This is a genomic window from Cellulomonas sp. P5_C5 (assembly GCF_054049655.1).
In genome coordinates, this window is sequence record NZ_JBFULY010000003.1 from 38,283 (window position 1) to 61,154 (window position 22,872).

The following is a 22,872-nucleotide window of genomic DNA, read 5'->3' on the forward strand; positions in this document are numbered from 1 at the left end:
TCTAGGGAGCGCTGGTGACGGCCTGCCGCGCCGTCCACGCCGCCAGCCGGGCCAGACCCTCGTCCAGGCCGACCCGGGGCGTCCAGCCGAGCGCCTCGCGCGTGCGCCGCTGGTCGAACCAGTGCGCGGTCGAGAGCTGCTCGGCCACGAACCGCGTCAGCGGAGGCTCGCCCGCCAGCGGGAACGTCCGCCACGCCGCGTCCAGCAGGGATCCGGCACCGCGGGCGAGGGCGGCGGGGACGTGCCGACGGGGCATCGGCACCCCGCTGGCGGCGCAGATCCCCGCCAGGAGCTCGACGACCGGACGCGGTTCCCCGTTGGTGACGACGTACGGCTCTCCGTAGACGGCCGCGTCGGCGTGCAGGGCCGCGACCAGGGCGTCCACGGCGTTGTCGACGTAGGTCGTGTCGATGAGCGCCGCTCCGTCGCCGAGCACCGGCAGGCGTCCCGCCCGCGCGCGGTCGACGATGCGCCCCACGAGCTGGGTGTCCCCCGGTCCCCAGACGATGTGCGGCCGGACGGCGACCACGCGCAGGCCGGCGGGGTCGTGCGCCGCGAGCGCGAGGAGCTCGGCGGCGGCCTTGGTCCGCGCGTAGCTGTCGCGGGCGCGCCCCGGGTCGGCGGGTCCGGCACCGGCGCCCGCGAGCGAGCGACCGAGGTGCGCGACGGACGGCGTCGAGACGTGCACGAACCGGTCGACGCCGGCCGCCCGTGCCTCGTCGAGCAGCAGCCGGGTCCCGCCGACGTTGACGGCCTCGAACTGCTCGAACGGTCCGGTGATCGTCACCTTGGCCGCGAGGTGCACGACCGCCTCCCGGCCGCGCAGGGCAGCGCGCACGACCTCGGGGTCCGTGACCGACCCCGCCACGTCCTGGGCGCCGGCGACGGTCGACGGGCTGCGCTGCAGGGTCCGGACGTCGTGGCCGTCCGCGACGAGACGGTCGGCGACGGCGCAACCGAGCATGCCGCTCGCGCCGGTGACCAGGACGCGGGTCACAGCCGGGCCCGCTCTCCCGCCAGCACCCGCTCGGCCCACGCAGCGACGCGGGTCCGGTCGATCTTCGAGCTGTGCCGGACGTCCGTCGGCAGCTGCTCCACCACGAGCACGGCGGCGACGTCGGTGCCTCGCAGCGCCGCACGGACCTCCGCGGCCAGCCCGGGCTCCGCGACGACCGGCCCGTGCGCGTACACCTCGGGCTGGACGACGACCACGACCTGCTGCGCGCCGCGTGGCCCGACGCCGACCACGGCCGCGGACACGACGGACCCGACCGCCTGCGCCCGCTGCTCCAGCCCGACGGGCGTGCGGACGCCGTCGGCGGTGACGAGCACGTGGGCGAGCCGGCCCTCGATCCAGAGCCGGCCGTCACCGTCGAGGTGCCCGACGTCGCCGGTGCGGTGCCAGCCGGTGTCCCGCGCCGACGCCTGCTGCGTGAGCCAGAGCCCGTCGTAGCGCTCCTTGACGTGCGCTGCGGCGACGAGCACCTCACCCGTGACGCCAGGGAGGTCCTCGGGCGTCCCGGTCGGCTCGCCGTCGGCGTCGAGTGCGCTGAGCGCGACGCGGACCCCGGCGACCGGCCGCCCGACGCACACGCCGTCACCGGCGCCGAGGTCGCGGAGCTCGTCGAGCGACACGTCAGCGACGACGAGCGCCTCCGTCATGCCGTAGGGCGTGTGGGCCTCGGCGGCGGGCATCAGCGTCGCAGCCGCCTCGAGCAGGTCGACGCCGACCGGGGCACCCGCCGAGAGGAACAGCCGGACGTCCGCGAGCGCCGCGAGCTCCGACCCGTCGGCGGTGCGGACGACCGACCGCAGCGCCGCGGGCGACGCGAAGACGACCGCGGCGTCGACCGCCCGCACGGCCTCCGCCAGGGCGCGGGCGGTCAGGGTGCCGGGCGAGGTGACGTCCATGTCCGGGCTCGCGCTCGTCGCACCCAGCGCGGGTCCGAGCAGCACGAACGGCGCAAAGGCGGCGACGAGCGGGCTGTCCGGGCCGATGCCGTAGGTCCGGGCGACGACGTCGCGCATCGCGGCGAGCCGGCGGTGGGTGTAGACGACCCCCTTGGCGGGGCCGGTCGACCCCGACGTGAACAGGACCGCCGCGTCGGCGTCGGCGTCGGGCCACGGCAGGTCGGCGGTCGAGACGCGACCGAGGGCGGCGAGGTCGTCGAGCGACGCGCTGACGCCCAGCGTCCGCGCCACGCCCGCACGCAGGGGTCCGGCGCTGACCAGCGTCGGCGCCCAGCGCAGCCACCGCGCGGCCACCAGGGCCTTCTCGATCCCGACGACGACGGTCGGGTCCGCCGCGCGCACCGCCCGGGTGAGCCCTTGCACCCCGAGGCCCGCGTCGGCGACGACGACAACTGCCCCGATCCGCAGGCACGCGTAGAGCACGGCCGTCAGGTCCGCACCGGGCGGCACCAGGAGGGCCACCCGGTCCCCCGGCCTGACTCCGCTCGCCGCCAGACCACGGGCCAGCTGGTCCGTCCGGGCCGCGAGCGCCGACCAGGTCACACGGCGCGACCGCGGGCCGGCCAGCTCGATCAGGGCGGTGCCGTCGTCGTCCGCCCGCTCGTCGAGGGTGGCGCCGAGCGCCCGGTACGGCTCGTCGGACCTCGTCGGCGGGGCATCGGGGGCGTCCAGCCAGCGCAGGACCGCCCCGGCGACGTCCGCGTCCTCGACCACCAGGTGGCCGGCACCCTCGAACCGGTGCACGTCCGCGTGCGGCAGCCGCTCGCGCAGGTCCCGCAGGTAGCGGGCGGAGAACACCGGGTCGCGCGGGCCCCAGAGCAGCAGCGCCGGCACGTCGAGGCCGCGCACGCCGGCGGCGATGCGATCGAGCTCCGGTCGGCTGGGGTGGTCGGCGGTGGCGGGGATGTCCGCGACGAAACCACCGATGCCCGCGCGCAGGTCGGCGGTGCGGTACGGCGCGCGGAAGCCGTCGGCGACCACCGGATCCAGGCGAGGGTGCGCGAGCGCGAGCGTCGTCTCGAGGAAGGCCGGCGTGGTGACCGTGCCCACCGGCAGCACGCCGCGAGCCGTCGCCACGCGCAGCGCGGCCGGCATGGCGTCGTCGACCTCGTGGTGCACGGCGGTGTTGGTGAGCACGACGCCCGCCAGCAGGTCCGGGTGGTCGAGCGCCCAGCCCAGGCTGACGAGCCCGCCCCAGTCGTGGCCGACCGTGACGACGGGACCGGCGAGCCCGAGGTGGTCGGTCAGCGCCCCGAGGTCGGCGACACGGTCCGCCAGGCGGTGCTGCTCGCCGGTGCGCTCCGAGTACCCCATCTCCAGCTGGTCGACGGCGACCACCCGCCACGGACGCTCCGCGCGCGCACCGGCCGCGACCAGCCGGCGCCACAGGAACGACCACGTGGGGTTGCCGTGCACGCACAGCAGGGTGCCGACGGGATCGGCGTCGAGCGTCGGGCCGTTGTCCAGCAGGTGCCACGACCGCGTGCCCACCTCGACCGTCCGCGACCAGCGCGGATCGATCCCCCCGGCCGCGAGGACGTCCACCGGCGGGCGCGAGGCCGCGGTCACCAGACGATCTCGGCCATCGCGGTGTGCAGGCCGGAGCCGACACCCATGCACAGCACCCGGTCCCCCGTGCGCAGCGAGTCGGCCTGGTCGGCCAGGGTCATGGGCAGGGCGGCGGGGCCGACGTTGCCCCAGCGCGGGAACGTCGTGGGCACCTTGGCGAGGTCCAGGCCCAGCGCCTCCACGATCGAGCGGGTGTGCACGGAGGAGACCTGGTGCGTGACGATGCGGTCGACACCCGCCCAGTCCCACTCCGGCTGCGCCTCGTGCCACGCGTCGACGACGAGCTCGAGGCCCCCGGCCAGCAGCCCGGCCGGATCCGTCTTCATGCCCTCGACCCCACCGACGCACAGCTCGTGGTGCTGCGTCGCGGACCGGGCGACGCCGCCGACCAGCCGGTGCGCACCGGGGTGCAGGCTCGCGGGACCGAGCACGGCGGCCGCGGCACCCGCACCGAGCGTGAGCGTCGCGAACTCCTCGAGGAACTGCTCGCGCGTCGTCTCCGGCGCCGTGAGACGGTCCAGCGTGGCCTCCTGCGTCGGACGCGGGTCCTCGCCGTTGACGATGACCGCGTACCGGATCTGCCCCGAGTCGATCAGCTGGGCCGCGAGCGTCATGCCGTTGACGAAGCCGAGGCACGCGTTGGTCAGGTCGAAGCCGAGCGCGCTGGACGGGAGGGACAGACCGGAGTGGATGCGGGACGCGACCGACGGCTCGAGGAACGTCCTGGTCACCGACGTGTTGATGAGCAGCCCGACGTCACCCGCGTCGATGCCGGCCTCGGCCAGCGCCTTCGCCCCGGCCGCGGTCGCGGCGTCGTCGAACGTCATCTTGTCGTCCCACCAGCGCCGCTCGTGCACGCCCGCGACGCGGGACAGCAGGCCGCGCGGGAGGCGGAGCCGCTTCAGGGTGGGCGCGAGGCGCTCGTCGAAGACCTCGGACGGCACGACGACCGGTGCCTCGATGCCGACGACCGCCAGGAGCGCGACATCACGGTGGCGGAACGTCGCGTTGCCTGTCACAGGCTGTCCTCTCGACGGGGGCGTAGGTCGCAGGCACGCGCGGCGGCGCGGTCGCGTGGGGTGCGCACGTGGTGACTCAGAATCTGGCCCGCACCGCCTCGCCGTGCGCGGGAAGCCCTTCGGCGTCGGCGAGCGCGACGATCTTGTCCGCGACCTCCGCGAGGGCGTCGGCGTCGTACTCGATCACCTGCACGGCGCGCAGGAACGAGTGCACCCCGAGGCCGCTGGCGAAGTGCGCACAGCCCCCGGTCGGCAGCACGTGGTTGGACCCAGCCATGTAGTCGCCGAGCGAGACGGGCGAGTACGCGCCGACGAAGATCGCCCCGGCGCTGGTGACCCGCTCGGCCAGCGCGGCCGCGTCGACCGTCTGGATCTCCAGGTGCTCGGCGCCGTACGCGTTGACCACGTCGAGGCCCTGCTCGAGGTCGTCGACGAGCACGATCGCGGACTGCTCGCCGCGCAGCGCCGTCGTCACGCGGCCACGGTGCATCGTCGCGTCCACCCGGTCGACGAGCTTGGCCTCGACCGCGCCCGCCAGCTCGACGGACGGCGTCACCAGGACGGCGGCGGCCAGCGGGTCGTGCTCGGCCTGGGAGACGAGGTCGGCGGCGACGTGGTTCGCGTCCGCGGTGCCGTCGGCCAGGATCGCGATCTCGGTCGGCCCGGCCTCCGCGTCGATGCCGACGATCCCGCGCACCAGACGCTTGGCCGCGGCGACGTACACGTTGCCCGGGCCGGTGACGACGTCGACCGGCTCACAGAGGGTGTCGCCGTCCACGTCGACCGTCCCGGCGGCGCCGTAGGCGAACATCCCGACCGCCTGCGCCCCGCCGACCGCGTAGACCTCGTCGATGTCGAGGAGCGCGCACGTCGCGAGGACCACCGGGTCGGGCAGGCCGTCCTGGTCCTTCTGCGGCGGCGACGCCACCGCCAGCGACCCGACGCCCGCCGCCTGGGCGGCGACGACGTTCATGACCACCGACGACGGGTACACCGCGAGCCCGCCCGGCACGTAGAGGCCGACGCGACGCACCGGTACCCACCGCTGACGGACCTGCGCACCCGGGCCGAGCTCGACGGTGAAGTCGGCGGGCCGCTGGGCACCGTGCACCTGGCGGACGCGCCGGATCGTCTCCTCGAGCGCCGCCCGGACCTCCGGGTCGAGCGCGCCGACCGCCGCAGCGATGACCTTCGGCGGGACGCGCAGGTGCTCCGGGCGCACGCCGTCGAACCGCTCCGCGAGGTCGCGCAGCTCGGCTGCTCCACGGGCACGGACTGCCGCGAGGATGGGTGCGACGATCTCGGCGGCGTGCTCGACGTCGACCTCCGCACGGGGGAGCTCGTCCAGGAGCTCGCGACGTGACAGGGTGCGACCGCGCAGGTCGATGCGGGTGATCACGTTCCCGAGCATAGGACGGACGTCTGCACGTGGCCTGACCACGACCACCGTGCGAGCCGTGCGCTGCGCCACAGTCCCGGGGGGAGGCAGACTGCTCCCATGACTGCTCCCATGGCCGAGGTGCCGATCTCCGACGACTCGATCCGGCTCGGCCAGTTCCTCAAGCTGGCCAACCTCGCCGACTCCGGTGCGCACGCCCGCGAGCTGCTCGAGGACGGGGCCGTGACCGTGAACGGTGAGGACGAGACCCGCCGTGGCCGTCAGCTGGTCAAGGGCGACGTCGTCGAGGTGGACCTGCCGACGGGCTACAGGGAGGCCACGGTCGGCTGACCGGTCACGCCTCCCGGTACCGCGGCAGGGCGGCCGCGAACAGGTCGTCCCACGCACGGACGGGACGGTCGGCGACGTGGTCGTCGAGCTGGTCGAGCGAGGCGTGCCAGCCGCCGCCGTAGCCGCGGGCCGCCGCCTCCTCCAGGTCGAGGTGCTCGAGCACGAGGACGGCGCCGTCGCCGTCCGGGCGGATGTCGACGGTCACCCGGCTCGCCGCCTCCCCAGGGAACTCCCATCCGATCACCAGCCGGCGCGGCGCGTCGCACTCGACGACGTCCCCGACCGCGTTCTGCGGCGAACCGGCGACGTCGTCGCCCATCCGCAGCTCGTACCGGCCACCGACGACGAGGTCGCCGTAGACGGGTCCCAGCCAGCGGGCGAGACGCTCCGGCTCGGTCACCGACGACCAGAGGTCCTCGGGCGTGGTCGCGTAGTGCCGCTCGAAGCGGACCGTCACGCCGTTCGGGGTCGGGGTCAGAACGCCCCACACGTCAGTCGTCATCTCGGCTCCTCCGCCCGCGGGCGATCTCGGTCTCCAGTGCGTCCAGGTGCCCGGCCCAGAACCGGCGGATGCCCCGTGCCCAGACCTCGACCTCGTCGAGCGCCTCGGGCCGCACCGAGTAGAGCCGGACCGCACCCTGGGGAACCGAGTCGACGACACCGGCCTCCCGCAGCACGCGCAGGTGGCGCGACGCGGCCGGCTGGCTGATGCCGAACTCTGCCCCGACTGCGCTCGCCAGCTGGCCGGCGCTGCGCTCACCGTCGGCGAGGAGCTCGACGAGCCGCCGCCGGACCGGGTCCCCCAACGCATCCATCACCTGCACGTACCTCAGACTTCCACTCCGGGTTATATAACGCAAGTGGTATATGAACTATCATCGCCCGGTGGACCTCACGCGACTTCCCGACAACCTCCCCGTCCCCGTCGACGACGGCGCGGCAGCCCACCTGACGGGCACGCGGCTCCCCGCGATCGCCCTGCCCGCGACCGACGGATCCTCCGTCGCGCTGGCCCAGCTCGGCACCGGGCGCACGATCCTCTACGCGTACCCGCTCACCGGCCGACCCGGGACAGACCTCCCCGACGACTGGGACGCCATCCCCGGCGCGCGCGGCTGCACCGCCGAGGCGTGCGCGTTCCGCGACCACCACGCCGACCTGCTCGCCGCCGGTGCGTCCGCGGTGTACGGCCTGTCCACCCAGGACACCGCCTACCAGCGCGAGGCCGTCGAGCGGCTGCACCTGCCGTTCCCGATGCTCAGCGACGAGGGCTTCGCGCTCACGCGTGCGGTCGCTCTGCCCACGTTCGAGGTCGCCGACCGGACGTTGCTGCGCCGGCTCACGATGGTCGTGCGCGACGGGGTCGTCGAGAAGGTCTTCTACCCCGTGTTCCCGCCCGACGGGCACGCCGCCGAGGTGCTCGCCTGGCTGGTCAGGACGCCAGGCAGCTAGGACCGAGCAGCGCCTTGAGGTCACCGAACAACGACGGCGACCGCTCCACGCGCAGCCCGTGGTCCAGGCGCATCACCGTCGCGCGGCCCGGACTCGTGAGTCGGAGGTGCACCTCCGTGACACCCGGGTGCGTCGAGAGCACCTCGCGGAGCCGCTCCACCACCGGCGGCGTGCACCGCGAGACGGCCATCGAGACCACCACCGGAGCGTCCGCCGCCTGAGACACGTCCGGCAGCGACACCTCCATGGCCTGCAGCTGCATGGTCTCGTCGCGCCGCCGCACCCGCCCGCGGATCACCACGACCGCGTCCTCGGCCAGCGCGGTCGAGTACGCCAGGTAGGTCTCGCCGAAGAACATGATCTCGACCGATGCCTCCATGTCCTCGATCGTGACCGCGGCCCACGGGTTGCCCTGCTTCGACATCTTGCGCTGCAACGACGTGATGAGCCCGGCGATGACGACCGTGGAGCCGTCCGGCCGCTGCTCGTCCTGCAGCAGCGTGGCGATCGACACGTCCGCCGCGGCGGCGAGCACGTGCTCGAGCCCCGACAGCGGATGGTCCGACACGTACAGGCCGAGCATCTCCCGCTCGAACGCCAGCCGCTGCTTCTTGTCCCAGTCCGGCAGGTCCGGCACGACGACCGCGAAGCCCTGCGTGCCGTCGTCGCCGCCCATCAGGTCCGCGAAGAGGTCGAACTGCCCCTCCGCCTCCTTGCGCTTCACGCCGATGACGGAGTCGACCGCCTGCTCGTGCACCAGCAGCAGGGCGCGCCGCGCGTGACCGAGCGAGTCGAACGCCCCGGCCTTGATGAGCGACTCGATGGTCCGCTTGTTGCAGACGACGGCCGGCACCTTGTCCAGGAAGTCGGTGAAGGACGTGAACGCGCCCTTCTCCTCACGCGCCCGCACGATCGCGTCGACCACGTTGGCGCCGACGTTGCGGATGGCCGTCAGACCGAACCGGATGTCCTTCCCGACGGCCGTGAAGTTGGCCGACGACGAGTTCACGTCCGGCGCGAGCACCGTGATGCCCATGTGCCGGCACTCGCCCAGGTACAGCGCCGACTTGTCCTTGTCGTCGCGCACGCTGGTGAGCAGGCCGGCCATGTACTCGGTCGGGTAGTTGGCCTTGAGGTAGGCCGTCCAGTAGGAGATGACGCCGTACGCCGCGGAGTGCGCCTTGTTGAAGGCGTACCCGGCGAACGGCACCAGCACGTCCCAGACGGCCTGGATGGAGGCGTCCGAGTAGCCGCGCTCGCGCATGCCGGCCTGGAACGGGACGAACTCCTTGTCCAGGACCTCCTTCTTCTTCTTGCCCATCGCGCGCCGCAGCAGGTCGGCCTGGCCGAGCGTGTAGCCGGCGAGCTTCTGCGCGGCGCGCTGCACCTGCTCCTGGTACACGATCAGCCCGTGGGTGATGCCCACGACCTCCTCGAGCGGTGCCTCCAGCTCGGGGTGGATGGGCTCGACCTTCTGCAGGCCGTTCTTGCGCAGCGCGTAGTTGATGTGGGAGTTCATCCCCATCGGGCCCGGCCGGTACAGCGCGATGACGGCCGAGATGTCCTCGAAGTTGTCGGGCCGCATCTGGCGCAGCAGCGACCGCATGGGACCACCGTCGAGCTGGAACACCCCCAGGGTGTCGCCGCGGCCGAGGAGCTCGTACGTCGCCGGGTCGTCGAGGGGCACCTCCTCGATCTTGATCGCCGGCTTGCCGTTCATCTCGATGTTCTCGAGGGCGTCGTCGAGGATCGTGAGGTTGCGCAGCCCGAGGAAGTCCATCTTGATCAGGCCCAGGGCCTCGGACCCCGGCTGGTCGAACTGCGTGATGATCGCGCCGTCCTGCGGGCGCCGCATGATCGGGACGATGTCCACCAGCGGCTCGCTCGACATGATGACGCCGGCCGCGTGCACACCCCACTGCCGCTTGAGGTTCTCCAGCCCCTTGGCGGTCTCCAGCACCCGCTGCGCCTCGGGGTCGGCCTGGACGACCTGCCGGAACTCGTCGGCCTCCGCGTAGCGCGGGTCCTGCGGGTTGTAGATGCCCGAGAGCGTGATGTCCTTGCCCATCACGGCGGGCGGCATCGCCTTGGTGAGCTTCTCCCCCATCGCGAACGGGAAGCCCAGGACGCGCGAGGCGTCCTTGAGAGCCTGCTTGGCCTTGATGGTGCCGTACGTGACGATCTGGGCGACACGGTCCTCGCCGTACTTGTCGGTCACGTACCGGATGACCTCACCGCGCCGACGCTCGTCGAAGTCGACGTCGACGTCGGGCCAGGACACGCGCTCGGGGTTGAGGAACCGCTCGAAGATCAGGCCGTGCTCCAGCGGGTCCAGCTCCGTGATGCCCATCGCGTACGACGCCATCGACCCCGCCGCGGAACCGCGACCGGGTCCGACGCGGATGCCCTGGTCCTTGGCCCAGTTGATGAAGTCGGCGACGACGAGGAAGTATCCCGAGAACCCGAGCTGCGTGATGACGCCGGTCTCGTACTCGGCCTGCGTCCGCACGTCCGCGGGGATCGACCCGGAGTAGCGCTTCTGCAGACCCGTCTCGACCTCCTTGATGAACCAGGAGTCCTCGCTCTCCCCGACCGGCACGGGGAAGTTCGGCATGAAGTTGGCGTCGGTGTTGAACTCGACCTCGCACTGCTCCGCGATGAGGACGGTGTTGTCGCACGCCTCCGGGATCTCCGCCCAGGTGCGCCGCATCTCCTCCGCGGACTTCAGGTAGAACTGGTCGGTGTCGAACTTGAACCGGTCGGGGTCGGCCAGGGTCGAGCCCGACTGGACGCACAGCAGCACCTCGTGCGCGTGGCTGTCCTCGTGCTTGGTGTAGTGCAGGTCGTTCGTCGCGACGACGGGGGCACCGATCGACTCGGCCAGGCGTCGCAGATCCTTGATGACCCGCGTCTCGATCTCGAGCCCGTGGTCCATCAGCTCGACGTAGTAGTTCTCCTTGCCGAACAGGTCCTGCATCTCGCCCGCGGCCCGCACGGCCTCGTCGAACTGGCCCAGCCGGATGCGGGTCTGCACCTCGCCCGACGGGCAGCCGGTGGTCGCGATGAGCCCGTCGCTGTACGTGCTGAGCAGGTCGCGGTCCATGCGCGGCCACTTGCCCATCTGGCCCTCGAGCGACGCCAGCGACGACATCCGGAAGAGGTTGTGCATCCCCTTCGTGGACTTGGCCAGCAGCGTCATGTGCGTGTACGCGCCGCGCGCCGAGACGTCGTCGGACGCCTGGTGCGCCTCGCCCCACCGCACGCGGTTCTGGTCGAACCGGCTGGTGCCCGGCGTGACGTACGCCTCGACGCCGATGATCGGCTTGATCCCGTGGTTCCTGGCCTTCTGCCAGAAGTCGAACGCCCCGAACAGGTACCCGTGGTCGGTGATCGCGACGGCGGTCTGACCGAGCCGGTTGGCCTCGGTGAACAGGTCGTCCAGGCGCGCCGCGCCGTCGAGCATCGAGTACTCGGTGTGCACGTGGAGGTGGACGAAGTCGGAGCCCCCAGCTGATGCCATGCGGGCGATCCTACGTCGGCCCACCCACACTCCCGAGCCGCCTCCGGGCCGTGTCGGAGTGCGCCCGGCGTGTCGCGGCGCGCCTAGGCCGGAGCCGTGACGGCCTTCACCGCGTCGCGGTGCCAGATGGCCTCGTCGAGGTACCGCTCGGACCGCGCGACGTAGCCCAGCCGGGCGTAGAAGCCGAGCGCCTGCTCCTGCGCGCTGAGCTCGACGGACACGCTCCGGACACCACCGGCCACGGCTCCGAACCGCTCCAGCGCCGCGGTCTCGAGCGCGTCCATGAGCAGCGCCCCGACCCCCAGCCCGCGGGCGGCGGCACTCACGGCGACGCGCCCGATGTGCGCAGGATCACCGGCGTGGTGCGGCGGCAGGAGCCGGGCGGTGCCCAGAGCCGAGTCGTCGTCGCCGACCGCCAGGACGTGCAGGGTCGACGGGTCGTCGTCGAGCGCGTCCATCTCGTTCTCCGCGGCCACGTTCTGCACGTGCACGAACACGGCCATCCGGATCGCGGTCATGGCCGCGCGCTGCTCGGGCGTCTCCACCCGGACGACGCGCACGCTCACGCGTACCCGTCCTGCAGCACCGCGAGCGAGCGGGACAGGTCCTCCGGGTACTCGCTGGTCAGCTCCAGCCACTCCCCCGTGCTCGGGTGGTGGAACCCGAGGCGCATCGCGTGCAGCCACTGCCGCGTCAGCCCCACCCGCGCCGCCAGCGTCGGGTCAGCCCCGTAGGTGAGGTCCCCGACGCAGGGGTGGCGCGTCGCGGCGAAGTGCACGCGGATCTGGTGCGTGCGCCCGGTCTCCAGGTGCACCTCGACCAGGGAGGCCGCGGGCAGCATCTCGAGCACCTCGTAGTGCGTGATCGACGGCTTGCCGTCGGCGACGACCGCGAACTTCCAGTCCGAGCTGGGGTGCCGGCCGATGGGGGCGTCGATCGTGCCCGTCGTCGGCTCCGGGTGGCCCTGGACGAGTGCGTGGTAGACCTTCTCGACGGTGCGCTCCTTGAACGCCCGCTTGAGCACCGTGTACGCGTGCTCGGACTTCGCGACGACCATCAGCCCGGACGTGCCGGCGTCGAGGCGGTGCACGATGCCCTGCCGCTCCGCGGCACCCGACGTCGAGATCCGGTAGCCGACGGCCACGAGCGCGCCGACGACTGTCGGGCCGGTCCAGCCGGGCGACGGGTGCGCCGCGACGCCGACGGGCTTGTCGATGACCACCAGGTCGTCGTCGTCGTGCACGATCCGCATGCCGGGCACCGGCTCGGCGACGATCTCGATGCTCTCCGCCGGGGCGACGTCCGGGATCTGCACCTCGAGCCACCCGCCGGCGGACAGCCGGTCGGACTTGCCGAGCTCCCTGCCGTCGAGCTGCACGCCACCGGCCTCGGCGATCTCCGCCGCCCGGGTGCGGGACAGACCCAGCAGCCGGGCCAGCGCCGCGTCGACCCGCTCGCCGACGAGCCCGTCGGGCACGGGCATCGCGCGCGTGTCAGGCATTCTGGTCCGTCGTCGTGGCGCCTGCAGACTCGGGAGCCTCGTGAACGAGGGAGGGGTCCGCCGCCTCGTCGTCGCCCTGCTCGGGCTCCGCGTCCTGCTCAGAGTCCCCGTGCCCGTCCCGCGTGCCGTCGATGTGCACGCCGAGCGCCGCCAGGATCACGACGAGGACCGCCGCGGAGACGATCGCGATGTCCGCGACGTTCCCGACGAACCAGTCGGCGTACGCGATGAAGTCGACCACCTCGCCGCGCGCGAGACCGGGCTCGCGGACGAGCCGGTCGATCAGGTTGCCGAGCGCACCGCCCAGGAGCAGGCCCAGTGCGACCGCCCACGCCCAGGACCCGATCCGGCGGCTGGCCCGCACGACGACGACAATGACCACCGTCGCGACGATCGTCAGCACCCACGTCATCCCGGTGGCGATGGACAGCGCCGCACCCGGGTTGAACACGAGCTGGAACCCGAGCAGGTTCCCCACCAGGTCGTGCCGCTCGTTCTCGACCAGGGAGCTGACCGCCCACGCCTTCGACACCTGGTCGAGCACGAGGACGACGGCGGAGAGCGAGAAGAGCGTGATCAGCAGGGCACGCCGACGGGTGCTCGGTGGCGCGTCAGGCTGGTCGTCCGTGGTGGTGGGCACCGCAGGAGTCTACGTGCGCGTCAGCGGCGCTCTTCGCGCTGCTTGCACTCCACGCAGAGGGTCGCCCGCGGGAACGCCTGGACGCGTGCCTTGCCGACGGCCTTGCCGCACGACTCGCAGGTGGCGAACGTGCCGACCGAGATGCGCGCCAGCGCACGGGTGGTCTGCGCGAGCAGGTCCCGCGTGTTGTTCACCAGCGTGAGCTCCTGCTCGCGCTCGAGCGCCGACGACCCGGAGTCCGCCTGGTCGTCGCCTGCCCCGTCACCGGAGTTGCGCAGCAGGTCGGAGAGCTCGGCGTCCGCAGCGGCGAGCTCGCTCGTCAGCCGGTCGATGTCGCTGGTGAGCTCTTCTGCGATGTCCTTGACCTCCCGTGCGGTCCACGGCTTCTCGCCGTCCCGCACCGGGAACTGCTTGACCAGCTTGGCCAGGTCCTTGATATCGGTACTGACGTCGACCGCGCTGAGCGCGTCGTTGATGGCCACGAGCGGGCCCCCCTGTCCTCGAAGTCACGCGACTGTATGCGGGCGACAGTCAGGGACACAACACGCCACGCCGGGTGAAACCCGGCGTGGCGGTGTAAAACTGTCGACCTGACCTGTGGTGATGCAGCGCGAGCGTCCCCGGCGGGTGGTCGCCGGGTGCGTTCGTCCCTGTCAGAGGTTCTGGCCGTCCCCGACCGTCTGCGGCTGACCCGAGCGCGGCGGCAACGCGTTGCCCCGGTTGTCGAGGTCGCCCAGCAGGTTCTCCAGGTAGCTCTTCAGACGGGTGCGGTAGTCGCGCTCGAACACGCGCAGCTCGTCGATCTTGCGCTCGAGGAGCGACCGCTCCTGCTCCAGCTGACCGAGCGTGCGCTGCGACGTCTCCTCGGCCTCGCGGACGATGCGGTTGGCCTGGCTCTTGGCCTCGCCCACCAGACGGTCCGACTCCTCCTGCCCGCTGCGCACGTAGTCGTCGTGCAGCTTCTGCGCGAGGGCGAGCATCCCGGTGGCGGACTCGGGCTCGCTCGTGCGCGGTCCGCTCTGCACCGGGGCGACGATCGGCGCCTGCTGCGCCACCGGCGCCGCGAGCACGGGCGCGGGGGCCGGGACGGGCTCGGGCGTGGGCTCGGGCTTCGGGGCCGGCGCGGCCTGCTGCGCACCTGCGCGGCTCAGCTCGGCGATGCGGCGCTCGGCCGCGGCCAGCTTCGTCTTCAGGTCGTCGTTCTCACCCTGCAGGTCGCGCAGCGTGTTGACGACCTCGTCCAGGAAGTCGTCGACCTCGTCCTGGTCGTAGCCCTCGCGGAACTTCGTGGCCTGGAACTTCTTGTTCAAGACCTCGTCTGCGGTCAGCAGAGCCATCGTCATCACCTCAGTCGGTTTTAGTGCTCGGTCGGGCCGGCGGCAGTCCACCGACCGCCTCGGGCCACGGTAGCGGAGAATGCGTCGGCCGCACGTCCCCGCGACACGCGCCAAGACGCGTCGGAGGTCGGATCAGATGCTGCTGAGGACGCTCATCAGGATGGAACAGCCCAGCACCAGCACCAGGAAAGCCAGGTCCAGGCGGACGGATCCGATGGCGAGCGGAGGCAGCACGCGCCGCAACGCCTTGAGCGGCGGATCCGTCACGGTGTAGGTCGCCTCGGCGATCACCAGGGCGATCCCCGAAGGGTGCCAGTCCCGGGCGAAGAACTGGACCCAGTCCAGCACCAGCCGGATCAGCAGCAGGATGAAGAACGCGAGGACGACGTAGAACAGCAGGGCTGCGACGAGGTGCACGCGTCAGCTCTGGTTGTAGAAGCCCGCACGCGCCGGCGGCTCGGCGACGGGGCCGGCAGCCTCGCCGGCGACCTCGACGTGGGCGGGCGAGAGCAGGAAGACCTTGCTCGTCACCCGCTCGATCGCGCCGTGCAGCCCGAAGATCAGACCTGCGGAGAAGTCGACCAGACGCTTGGCGTCCGCGTCGTCCATGTCTGTGAGGTTCATGATCACCGGGGTGCCCTCGCGGAACGCCTCACCGATCTTGCGGGCGTCGTTGTAGGAGCGGGGGTGGATCGTGGTGATCCGCCGGAGCTCACCGGCGACGGGAGCGGCCTGCGGCGCGGCCTGCGTGGGCAGGGTCGTGCGCGTCGGCCGGTGCAGCGGCGTGACCTGGGCCTCGTACTCCTGCGGCACCGCGACCTCCTGGTCGTCGAACTCCTCGAGGTACTCCTCGTGCTCCGACCGGTCGTCGGCCAGGCCGAGGTACAGCATCGTCTTGCGCAGCGCTCCGGCCATCGCGTTGGCTCCCTCCCCGGATCCCTCCGGACCATCCCGGAGCCCGTGCCGGTCCAGCCGGCGACGATGGGCTCCCTCTGCCGGTCACGCTAGCAACGCCCCTGTTCCGCCCGCCTCGCGACACGCCCGACATCCTCGCCGTTCACCTCAGATTGATCGCCGCGACGGCCGGACGACGCCCGCGAACCGGCCGGTCCGCTGCGAGCGGCGGAACGAGAACAGGGCCGGATCGGTCCACGTGTCCCTCGCCAGGTGCACGACGTGCTCGACCCCGACCGCACCCAGCAGCGCGGCGACGCCTGCGGGCAGGTCCAGCGCGGGCGTCCCCCACGACGTCGTCGCCCGCGTCTGCGGGAGCACCGAGGCGACCTCGTCCTGCAACGGTGCGGGCACCTCGTAGGACTGTCCCGCGATGGCCGGTCCGATCGCGGCGCGCAGCCGGTGGACCGACGCGCCCTGCTCGACCATCGTCGCGACGGCCGCCTCGACCACGCCCGCCACCAGGCCCCGCCGGCCCGCGTGCACCGCGGCGGCGACGCCGGCCTCGGGGTCCGCCAGCAGGACGGGAACGCAGTCCGCCACCAGCACCGCCACCGCCACCTCGGGCGACACCGACACCAGCGCGTCAGCCTCGCCCACCGAGGTGGTCCCGGGCGCGGGTGGCTCCGCCAGGACCACGACCCGGGAGCCGTGCACCTGCGTCGCGTACGCCACCGCCGCGCCGGCCCACCGCTGCAGACCGGCCCGGTTGCGGTCCACGGCCGACGGGTCGTCGCCGACCGCGTACCCGAGGTTCAGCGCGTCGTAGGGCGGACGGCTGACACCGCCCCCGCGTGTGCTGAACCCCGCGCGGACCCCCGCTCCCAGGTCGACCTCGACGACGGGCGGGACACCCGACCCGGGCAGCGCTGCGCTCATCGTCCGGCTACTTGAGGAAGTCGGGCACGTCCAGCTCGTCGCGGTCGCGGTCGCGGTCCCGTCGGGGGGCGTCCTCGGTGAAGATCCGGGGCACCTCCAGCGCACCGGTGATGGGCGTCGGCTCGGCCTCCGTGGACAGGAAGGCCGGGACGTCGGGCTGCGTCGGGGCGGCGTGGTTCTGGGTGTACGCGCCGACGGGCACCAGCTGCTCCTCGGGGTCGAGGACCGGACGGGGCGCCGGGACGCGCGGAGCCACCGACGGCACCTGCCGGGCGGAGCCGCCGCTGATCTGGCCGAGCGCCCGCGAGTCGTGGCGGACCGTCGGCGAGCCCGAGTCGAAGCCCGCTGCGATCACCGTGACCCGCACCTCGTCGCCGAGCGCGTCGTCGATGACCGCGCCGAAGATGATGTTGGCCTCGGGGTGAGCGGCCTCCTGGACCAGCCGCGCGGCCTCGTTGATCTCGAACAGACCGAGGTCGGAGCCGCCCTGGATGGACAGCAGCACGCCGTGCGCGCCGTCGATGCTGGCCTCGAGCAGCGGCGACGAGATCGCCATCTCCGCCGCCTGCACCGCGCGGTCGTCGCCGCGCGCGAAGCCGATCCCCATGAGGGCCGAGCCGGCACCCTGCATGACGGACTTGACGTCGGCGAAGTCGAGGTTGATCAGGCCGGGGGTGGTGATCAGGTCCGTGATGCCCTGGACACCCGACAGCAGCACCTGGTCGGCCGAGTGGAACGCGTCGAGCACGGAGACGGACCGGTCGGAGATCTGCAGCAGCCGGTCGTTCGGGATGACGATGAGCGTGTCGACCTCGGCGCGCAGCGCCTCGATGCCCGAGTCGGCCTGCACCGAGCGGCGGCGACCCTCGAACGTGAACGGCCGCGTGACCACACCGATCGTCAGGGCGCCGAGCGAGCGGGCGATCCGCGCGACGACCGGCGCGCCACCGGTACCCGTGCCGCCGCCCTCGCCCGCGGTGACGAAGACCATGTCGGCGCCCCGCAGGACGTCCTCGATCTCGTCCTTGTGGTCCTCGGCGGCCTTCTTGCCGACCTCGGGGTCGGCGCCGGCACCGAGGCCGCGGGTGAGCTCACGGCCGACGTCGAGCTTGACGTCCGCGTCCGACATGAGCAGCGCCTGGGCGTCGGTGTTGACGGCGATGAACTCGACACCCTTGAGGCCGACCTCGATCATGCGGTTCACGGCGTTGACGCCGCCGCCGCCGATGCCGACGACCTTGATGACCGCCAGGTAGTTCTGCGGAGCTGCCACGGTGGGTGCCTCTCGTTCTGTGCCGGTCGCGGCCGGGGCCACGGGGTCCGTCCGCGGCCCGCACGGCGGCGGACGAGCGTCGGGGTGAAACCTTCACCCTCTACTTGAGGGTTATAGTTATGTCAGGTGCGTTGTCAGTGCGTGACGCTAGGTGCCACCCCGACCTTGATCAACGACCGCGCCGCGCGTGTCGGGAGTTGCCGACGAAAGTCGCCCGCTCGCTCACCTGGTGATCGGGAGCCGCGGCGCCGACACGTCGATGACGGTGGCACCTGCGGCAGCCGGCGACGCCCGCAGAGCCGAGAGCACCGCGATCTTCAGCGGCGTCTCGCTCGCACTCCCCCAGTCGACCCGCACCCCGTCGCGCAGGTTCATCGTCACGGTGTCCTGCGTACGGGCCGAGACGTCACCCACCTGGGCGAGCAGGTCCGCGGGCAGCTGCTGGAGCACGGTCAGCACCGCGCGGAGGGTCCGCTTGTCCCCCACCGGGACGTCGACGACGGGCAGCCCTTCGGGTGCGGCATCCACCCGGCCCACCTGCACGCCGTCCATGTCGAGGAGCGCGAAGCCCGCCTGCCCGGGCGTGGCCCCGGGCGTCGCGGCACCCGGCTGCTCCGGGACCGCGGCGACGGGTTCCCGCGCGACGAGCACCACGGCGAGGCCCCGCGGCCACTCGCGCGTGACCCGCGCCTCCCGAACCCCGGGCACCTCCAGCACCTCGTCGCGCAGCCCGACGGTGTCCAGGCGCGGCAGGGGCGTCGAGGCGTGCGCCCCGACGACGCCGAGCACCTGGTCGACCGCGACCACCGTCCCCGCACCCTCGACGCGCACCTGCGCGGGGTCCAGCGCGAGCACCGGGGAGAAGAACAGCAGCCACCCGAGCACCCCGACCACGACCGTCGATCCCGCGACCAGGAGAGCCTGGCGCCGGGCGAGGTTGCGGCGGGCGCGCGAGCGCTCGGCGAACCGGGCCATCGAGCTGGTGGACACCACGGGCGGGGCGACCGGACCGGCGTACCTGCGCGCACCGCCCGCGCTGTACGTGGTCACCGCGCGGCTGAAGGGTGCCGGCTCGTCCTGCGGCACGGCGGCCGTCGGAGCGGTCACGGGCTTGCCGCGAGGCGCCGACGTGGGGGTCGCCGACGAGGGCGGCTTCGGGCGCGGGGTCGCCGGCCGGCCGGGTGCCGGGCTGCGCGGTCCGGCGGGACGGGACGGGCTCATGAGCCCGGGCGACCGTCGTCGGCCAGCGCGTCGAGCACGACCGCGGCCAGCAGCGTCACGTCGCCGGCCCCGACCGTCAGCACCAGGTCGCCGGGCCTCGCCGCTGCGGCGACGGCACGCGCGGCCTCGAACCGGTCGGGCACGAACGAGGCCTTGCCGGGCGTCGGGACGCGGTCCACGATCAGCGCGCCCGTGACCGACGGGTCAGGATCCTCGCGCGCCCCGTACACGTCCGTGACGACGACGACGTCCGCGAGGTCGAACGCGGCACCGAACTCGGCGGCGAACGTGCGGGTGCGCGAGTACAGGTGCGGCTGGAACAGGGCGATGACACGGCCGTCGCCGACGACCGAACGGGCACCGCGCAGCAGTGCCGCGACCTCCGTCGGGTGGTGGGAGTAGTCGTCGACCACGCGGACCCCGCGGACGGTCCCGCGGTCCTCGAAGCGCCGGCCGGTGCCGCGGAACGCCGCGAGACCGTCGGCCGCGTCAGGCACCCCGAGGCGCCGGGCGGTCGCCCACGCGGCGGCGGCGTTCAGGGCGTTGTGCGCGCCCGGGAACGCGAGGCGGACCGTCGTGGTCACGTCCCCGGCGGTGAGCTCGAACGCCCAGCGCCCGGCGTCGGCGCGCAGCTCGCCCACGACGACGTCGGCGCCCGGAGAGGTGCCGTAGGTGACCACCGTGACGTCGCGCCGCGCCAGCGAGTCGCGCACGCGCTCGACGAGCCGGGCCGCACCGGCGTCGTCCGCGCAGACGACGAGCGTGCCGCCGGGCCGGATCCGCCCGGCGAACTGGACGAACACGTCCTCGAACGCTTCGGTGGAGCCGTAGTGGTCGAGGTGGTCCGGCTCGACGTTGGTGACGACGGCGACCAGCGGTGCGTACGCGAGGAACGAGCCGTCGGACTCGTCGGCCTCCGCCACGAACGCGGCGCCGGCACCGTCGCGGCCACCGCCGAGCGGTCCGTCGGCGGAGAACACGGTGCCACCGATGGCGAAGGACGGGTCCGCGCCGGCGTGCAGCAGCGCGGTCGCGATCATCGCGGACGTCGTGGTCTTGCCGTGGGCACCGGCCACCGCGACCGCGTCCCGGTCGACCATGAGCGAGGCCAGTGCCTCGGACCGGTGCAGCACCCGCAGGCCACGCTCCCGGGCACGGGCGAGCTCCGGGTTGGACTCCCGGACGGCCGACGAGATCACCACGGTGTCGACGTCGTCGACGAGCGAGGCCTCGTGGCCGACGTGCACCGCGACCCCCGCCTCGCGCAGCGCCGGCAGGGCCGGGCCGTCGGCGGCGTCGGACCCGCTGATCGGGACCCCCCGGGCGGCGAGCAGCGCGGCGATCGCGGACATGCCTGCGCCGCCGACACCGACCAGGTGGACGCGCCCGAGGTCGGTCGGGCGCAGCTCGCCGCTCACGGCAGCTCCTTCTCGACCAGCCGGGCGACCCGTGCTGCCGCGTCGCGGACGCCCACCCCGGCAGCCGCGCGGCCCATGCGCTCCCGCGTCTCCGCGGCCGCCTCGCCGACGAGCAGCACGGGCAGGTGCGCGCGGATCCACGCGGGGTCGAGGTCGGAGTCGTCCACGAGGAGCCCGCCGCCGGCCGCGACCACGGCGGCGGCGTTCAGCCGCTGCTCACCGTTCCCGACGGGCAGCGGAACGTAGACGGCGGGGATGCCCAGCGCCGCCTGCTCGCAGACCGTGCCGGCGCCGGAGCGTCCGACCACGACGTCGGCGACGGCGAGCGCCAGCTGCATCTCCGTCAGGTACTCGCGCACGTGGTACCGCTCGGCTCCGGGTACCCCGACCAGCGCAGTGCGGACCGCGTCGGCCTTGCCGGTCCCCGTCAGGTGCAGCACCTGGACGCCCGCCGCCAGCAGGTCAGCCGCGGCCCCCGCGACGGCGGTGTTGACGCTCACGGCGCCCAGGGAGCCACCGGAGACCAGGAGCGTCGGGAGGTCGGCGTCCAGACCGAGCTCGGCGGCGGCCGCGGCGCGCGTGCCGGCGCGGTCGTCGAGGCGCTGCTCGACCAGCCGGGCGATCGGCGCGCGCAGCGGCAGGCCGGTGACCTGCGCACCGCGCAGGGTGGTACCGGGGAACGTCACGGCGACCGCACGGGCCCACCGGGCGCCCAGCCGGTTGGCCAGCCCCGGGCGCGCGTTCTGCTCGTGGATGACCACGGGGATCCCGCGGCGACGCGCGGCGAGGTAGGCGGGTGTCGCGACGTAGCCGCCGAAGCCGACGACGACCTGCGCGCCGGAGTCGTCGATCGCGGCCCCCGCGGCACGGACGGCGTCGCGCAGGCGGACCGGCAGCCGGAACCAGTCGAGCGTGGGCCGGCGCGGCAGCGGCACGCGCGGGACGACGGCCAGCGGGAGGCCGTGCTCCGGGACCAGCCTCGACTCGAGCCCTTCGGCCGTGCCGAGCACCGTGAGCCTGATCTGCGGGTGCCGCCGCACGAGCTCGTCGGCGACCGCGAGCAGCGGGTTGACGTGGCCGGCGGTTCCGCCGCCGGCCAGCAGCACCGAAGGCGTCGGGTGGGGCTCAGCCACGGGACCGCCCGATCACGGCGAGCGACCGACGGACCACGCCGGGCCGGGCGGCGAGAGCCTCCGCCGCGCCCGGTTCCGAGCGCGCGAACGAGATGAGCACGCCGAGGGCAGCCATCGTCATGATCAGCGCCGAGCCGCCCGCCGAGACCAGCGGGAGCGGGATGCCGATCACCGGTGCCAGACCGATGACCACGGCGACGTTCACCAGCGCCTGGCCGATGATCCAGCACAGGATCGCGCCGGTGGTGATCTGGACGAAGGGGTCGGGGTGGCGCCGGATCACGCGGATCATGGCGAACGCGAGCAGACCGAAGAGGCCGAGGACGAGCAGCGTGCCGATGAGTCCGAGCTCCTCACCGAGGATCGCGAAGATGAAGTCGTTGTGGGCGGCCGGCAGGTAGGACCACTTCTCCCGGCTCTCCCCCAGCCCCAGGCCGCCCCAGCCGCCGCTGGCCAGTCCCCAGCCACCGTGCAGGGTCTGGTAGCACGACGACGCGGCGTCGCACTCGTCCGAGAGCCACGAGGTGATGCGGTCGGTGCGGTTGGTGCTGGTCATCGTCAGGAGCGCCGTCAGCCCGGCGGCGAGCAGCGCGGCGAACCCGAACATGCGCATCGGGACCCCGGCGACGAACAGCGCGCCGGCGACCAGCATGATGAGCACGAGCGCGGTCCCCAGGTCGTGCCCGGCGAGGACGACGAGGATCGCGGCGCCGGCGACCGGCACCGCGGGGATCATCGCGTGCTTCCACTCGCGCAGCAGCGACAGCTTGCGGGTCAGGACGGCGCCCAGCCAGAGGGCGAGCGCGAGCTTGATGGTCTCCGACGGCTGCGCGGAGAAGCCGCCGATGCAGACCCAGTTCTGGTTGCCGCCCGCACCGCAGCCCAGCGGGGTGAAGACCGTCAGCTGGAACGCGATCGAGAAGATCAGCGCCGGCCACGCGATCGCCTGGAAGAACCGCACGGGTGCCCGGGACAGCCCGAACAGCAGAGGCAGGCCGATGAGCGCGTACTTCGCCTGGTCGAGGAACACGGCGTAGGGCGAGTGCCCGTCGTCCAGCGACTCCACGCTCGAGCTGGACAGGACCATGACCAGCCCGATGACGAGCAGCAGCGCCGTCGCGCCGATGAGCACGTAGTAGCTGGTGACCGCGCTGTTCCACTGCCCGAGCAGCGAGCTGGTGGACGGTGCGGGCTCCGCCGACCGGCGCGAGCGGGGGCGGGGGGTGGTCGTCGTCATCGCTCCCCCTCCCGGCGCG

General features: G+C 73.2%; 22 protein-coding genes. 2 read left to right on the forward strand and 20 right to left on the reverse strand.

All coding sequences use genetic code 11. From position 1 onward, the window contains the following. Position 1: 1 nt before the first annotated feature. The 4 genes from ACXJKF_RS03615 to hisD all read right to left on the reverse strand — a co-directional run bounded on the left by ACXJKF_RS03615 (position 2) and on the right by hisD (position 5,958). Positions 2-997: an NAD-dependent epimerase/dehydratase family protein gene (locus ACXJKF_RS03615; protein ID WP_456786376.1), complete on the reverse strand. Its 996-nt coding sequence runs from the start codon at positions 995-997 to the stop codon at positions 2-4. Further along, complete coding sequence (locus ACXJKF_RS03620) at positions 994-3,540, reverse strand: alpha/beta fold hydrolase (protein WP_456786377.1); 2,547 nt, start codon at positions 3,538-3,540, stop codon at positions 994-996. The genes ACXJKF_RS03615 and ACXJKF_RS03620 overlap by 4 nt, the downstream gene beginning before the upstream one ends. Beyond that, positions 3,537-4,559, reverse strand: coding sequence for a 3-oxoacyl-ACP synthase III (locus ACXJKF_RS03625; RefSeq protein ID WP_456786378.1), 1,023 nt, complete (start codon positions 4,557-4,559; stop codon positions 3,537-3,539). The genes ACXJKF_RS03620 and ACXJKF_RS03625 overlap by 4 nt, the downstream gene beginning before the upstream one ends. Positions 4,560-4,635: 76 nt before the next feature. Beyond that, positions 4,636-5,958, reverse strand: coding sequence for a histidinol dehydrogenase (gene hisD / locus ACXJKF_RS03630; RefSeq protein WP_456786379.1), 1,323 nt, complete (start codon positions 5,956-5,958; stop codon positions 4,636-4,638). 99 nt (positions 5,959-6,057) lie between these two features. On the opposite strand from hisD, the gene ACXJKF_RS03635 reads away from it, so the two are divergent. Next, positions 6,058-6,288, forward strand: a complete 231-nt coding sequence (locus tag ACXJKF_RS03635) for an RNA-binding S4 domain-containing protein (RefSeq protein ID WP_456786380.1) — start codon at positions 6,058-6,060, stop codon at positions 6,286-6,288. Between the two features lie 4 nt (positions 6,289-6,292). On the opposite strand, the gene ACXJKF_RS03640 is transcribed toward ACXJKF_RS03635, so the two are convergent. After that, positions 6,293-6,790 (reverse strand): SRPBCC family protein, encoded by a 498-nt coding sequence (locus ACXJKF_RS03640; RefSeq protein ID WP_456786381.1) that lies wholly within the window; start codon positions 6,788-6,790, stop codon positions 6,293-6,295. Next, positions 6,780-7,103 carry an ArsR/SmtB family transcription factor gene (locus tag ACXJKF_RS03645; protein WP_456786382.1) on the reverse strand — a complete coding sequence of 108 codons (324 nt, stop codon included), beginning with the start codon at positions 7,101-7,103 and terminating at the stop codon, positions 6,780-6,782. The genes ACXJKF_RS03640 and ACXJKF_RS03645 overlap by 11 nt, the downstream gene beginning before the upstream one ends. A 70-nt stretch (positions 7,104-7,173) precedes the next feature. Here ACXJKF_RS03645 and ACXJKF_RS03650 point away from each other — a divergent pair, with 70 nt between their 5' ends. Continuing rightward, a complete protein-coding gene (locus ACXJKF_RS03650) occupies positions 7,174-7,740 on the forward strand; it encodes a peroxiredoxin (RefSeq protein WP_456786383.1) in 567 nt (188 codons plus the stop codon). On the opposite strand, the gene dnaE is transcribed toward ACXJKF_RS03650, so the two are convergent. From dnaE to ftsW, 14 genes are all read right to left on the reverse strand, one after another. Then, entirely contained in the window at positions 7,721-11,260 is a 3,540-nt protein-coding gene (gene dnaE, locus ACXJKF_RS03655; RefSeq protein ID WP_456786384.1) for a DNA polymerase III subunit alpha, read from the reverse strand. The two genes, ACXJKF_RS03650 and dnaE, sit on opposite strands and share 20 nt — an antisense overlap. A gap of 83 nt (positions 11,261-11,343) precedes the next feature. Then, positions 11,344-11,826: a GNAT family N-acetyltransferase gene (locus ACXJKF_RS03660; protein ID WP_456786385.1), complete on the reverse strand. Its 483-nt coding sequence runs from the start codon at positions 11,824-11,826 to the stop codon at positions 11,344-11,346. Then, a complete protein-coding gene (locus ACXJKF_RS03665; RefSeq protein ID WP_456786386.1) occupies positions 11,823-12,761 on the reverse strand; it encodes an RluA family pseudouridine synthase in 939 nt (312 codons plus the stop codon). Before ACXJKF_RS03665 ends, ACXJKF_RS03660 begins: the two co-directional genes overlap by 4 nt. After that, positions 12,754-13,401 (reverse strand): signal peptidase II, encoded by a 648-nt coding sequence (locus ACXJKF_RS03670; protein WP_456786387.1) that lies wholly within the window; start codon positions 13,399-13,401, stop codon positions 12,754-12,756. Before ACXJKF_RS03670 ends, ACXJKF_RS03665 begins: the two co-directional genes overlap by 8 nt. Positions 13,402-13,421: 20 nt before the next feature. Further along, a complete protein-coding gene (locus ACXJKF_RS03675) occupies positions 13,422-13,883 on the reverse strand; it encodes a TraR/DksA family transcriptional regulator (protein ID WP_456786388.1) in 462 nt (153 codons plus the stop codon). A gap of 171 nt (positions 13,884-14,054) precedes the next feature. Continuing rightward, entirely contained in the window at positions 14,055-14,738 is a 684-nt protein-coding gene (locus ACXJKF_RS03680) for a DivIVA domain-containing protein (RefSeq protein WP_456786389.1), read from the reverse strand. Between the two features lie 132 nt (positions 14,739-14,870). Beyond that, positions 14,871-15,155, reverse strand: a complete 285-nt coding sequence (locus ACXJKF_RS03685) for a YggT family protein (protein WP_456786390.1) — start codon at positions 15,153-15,155, stop codon at positions 14,871-14,873. 3 nt (positions 15,156-15,158) lie between these two features. Next, positions 15,159-15,653 (reverse strand): cell division protein SepF, encoded by a 495-nt coding sequence (locus tag ACXJKF_RS03690; RefSeq protein ID WP_456786391.1) that lies wholly within the window; start codon positions 15,651-15,653, stop codon positions 15,159-15,161. A gap of 147 nt (positions 15,654-15,800) precedes the next feature. Next, positions 15,801-16,571, reverse strand: a complete 771-nt coding sequence (gene pgeF, locus ACXJKF_RS03695; protein WP_456786392.1) for a peptidoglycan editing factor PgeF — start codon at positions 16,569-16,571, stop codon at positions 15,801-15,803. A 7-nt stretch (positions 16,572-16,578) separates the two neighbouring features. Then, on the reverse strand, positions 16,579-17,844 hold the full coding sequence (gene ftsZ / locus ACXJKF_RS03700; RefSeq protein WP_456786393.1) for a cell division protein FtsZ: 1,266 nt from the start codon (positions 17,842-17,844) through the stop codon (positions 16,579-16,581). Positions 17,845-18,066: 222 nt separating this feature from the next. Continuing rightward, entirely contained in the window at positions 18,067-19,065 is a 999-nt protein-coding gene (locus ACXJKF_RS03705; protein ID WP_456786394.1) for a cell division protein FtsQ/DivIB, read from the reverse strand. Further along, positions 19,062-20,483 carry a UDP-N-acetylmuramate--L-alanine ligase gene (gene murC, locus ACXJKF_RS03710; RefSeq protein ID WP_456786395.1) on the reverse strand — a complete coding sequence of 474 codons (1,422 nt, stop codon included), beginning with the start codon at positions 20,481-20,483 and terminating at the stop codon, positions 19,062-19,064. Before murC ends, ACXJKF_RS03705 begins: the two co-directional genes overlap by 4 nt. After that, a complete protein-coding gene (gene murG / locus ACXJKF_RS03715) occupies positions 20,480-21,616 on the reverse strand; it encodes an undecaprenyldiphospho-muramoylpentapeptide beta-N-acetylglucosaminyltransferase (RefSeq protein WP_456786396.1) in 1,137 nt (378 codons plus the stop codon). Before murG ends, murC begins: the two co-directional genes overlap by 4 nt. Further along, on the reverse strand, positions 21,609-22,853 hold the full coding sequence (ftsW, locus tag ACXJKF_RS03720) for a putative lipid II flippase FtsW (RefSeq protein WP_456786397.1): 1,245 nt from the start codon (positions 22,851-22,853) through the stop codon (positions 21,609-21,611). The genes murG and ftsW overlap by 8 nt, the downstream gene beginning before the upstream one ends. Between the last annotated feature and the right edge of the window lie 19 nt (positions 22,854-22,872).

Coding starts and splice junctions, on each gene's coding strand:
- ACXJKF_RS03635 (WP_456786380.1), top strand. CDS start 6,058: ATGACTGCTCCCATGGCCGAGGTGCCGATCTCCGACGACTCGATCCGG.
- ACXJKF_RS03640 (WP_456786381.1), bottom strand. CDS start 6,790: ATGACGACTGACGTGTGGGGCGTTCTGACCCCGACCCCGAACGGCGTG.
- ACXJKF_RS03645 (WP_456786382.1), bottom strand. CDS start 7,103: ATGGATGCGTTGGGGGACCCGGTCCGGCGGCGGCTCGTCGAGCTCCTC.
- dnaE (WP_456786384.1), bottom strand. CDS start 11,260: ATGGCATCAGCTGGGGGCTCCGACTTCGTCCACCTCCACGTGCACACC.
- ACXJKF_RS03665 (WP_456786386.1), bottom strand. CDS start 12,761: ATGCCTGACACGCGCGCGATGCCCGTGCCCGACGGGCTCGTCGGCGAG.
- ACXJKF_RS03680 (WP_456786389.1), bottom strand. CDS start 14,738: ATGGCTCTGCTGACCGCAGACGAGGTCTTGAACAAGAAGTTCCAGGCC.
- ACXJKF_RS03690 (WP_456786391.1), bottom strand. CDS start 15,653: ATGGCCGGAGCGCTGCGCAAGACGATGCTGTACCTCGGCCTGGCCGAC.
- pgeF (WP_456786392.1), bottom strand. CDS start 16,571: ATGAGCGCAGCGCTGCCCGGGTCGGGTGTCCCGCCCGTCGTCGAGGTC.
- ACXJKF_RS03705 (WP_456786394.1), bottom strand. CDS start 19,065: ATGAGCCCGTCCCGTCCCGCCGGACCGCGCAGCCCGGCACCCGGCCGG.
- ftsW (WP_456786397.1), bottom strand. CDS start 22,853: ATGACGACGACCACCCCCCGCCCCCGCTCGCGCCGGTCGGCGGAGCCC.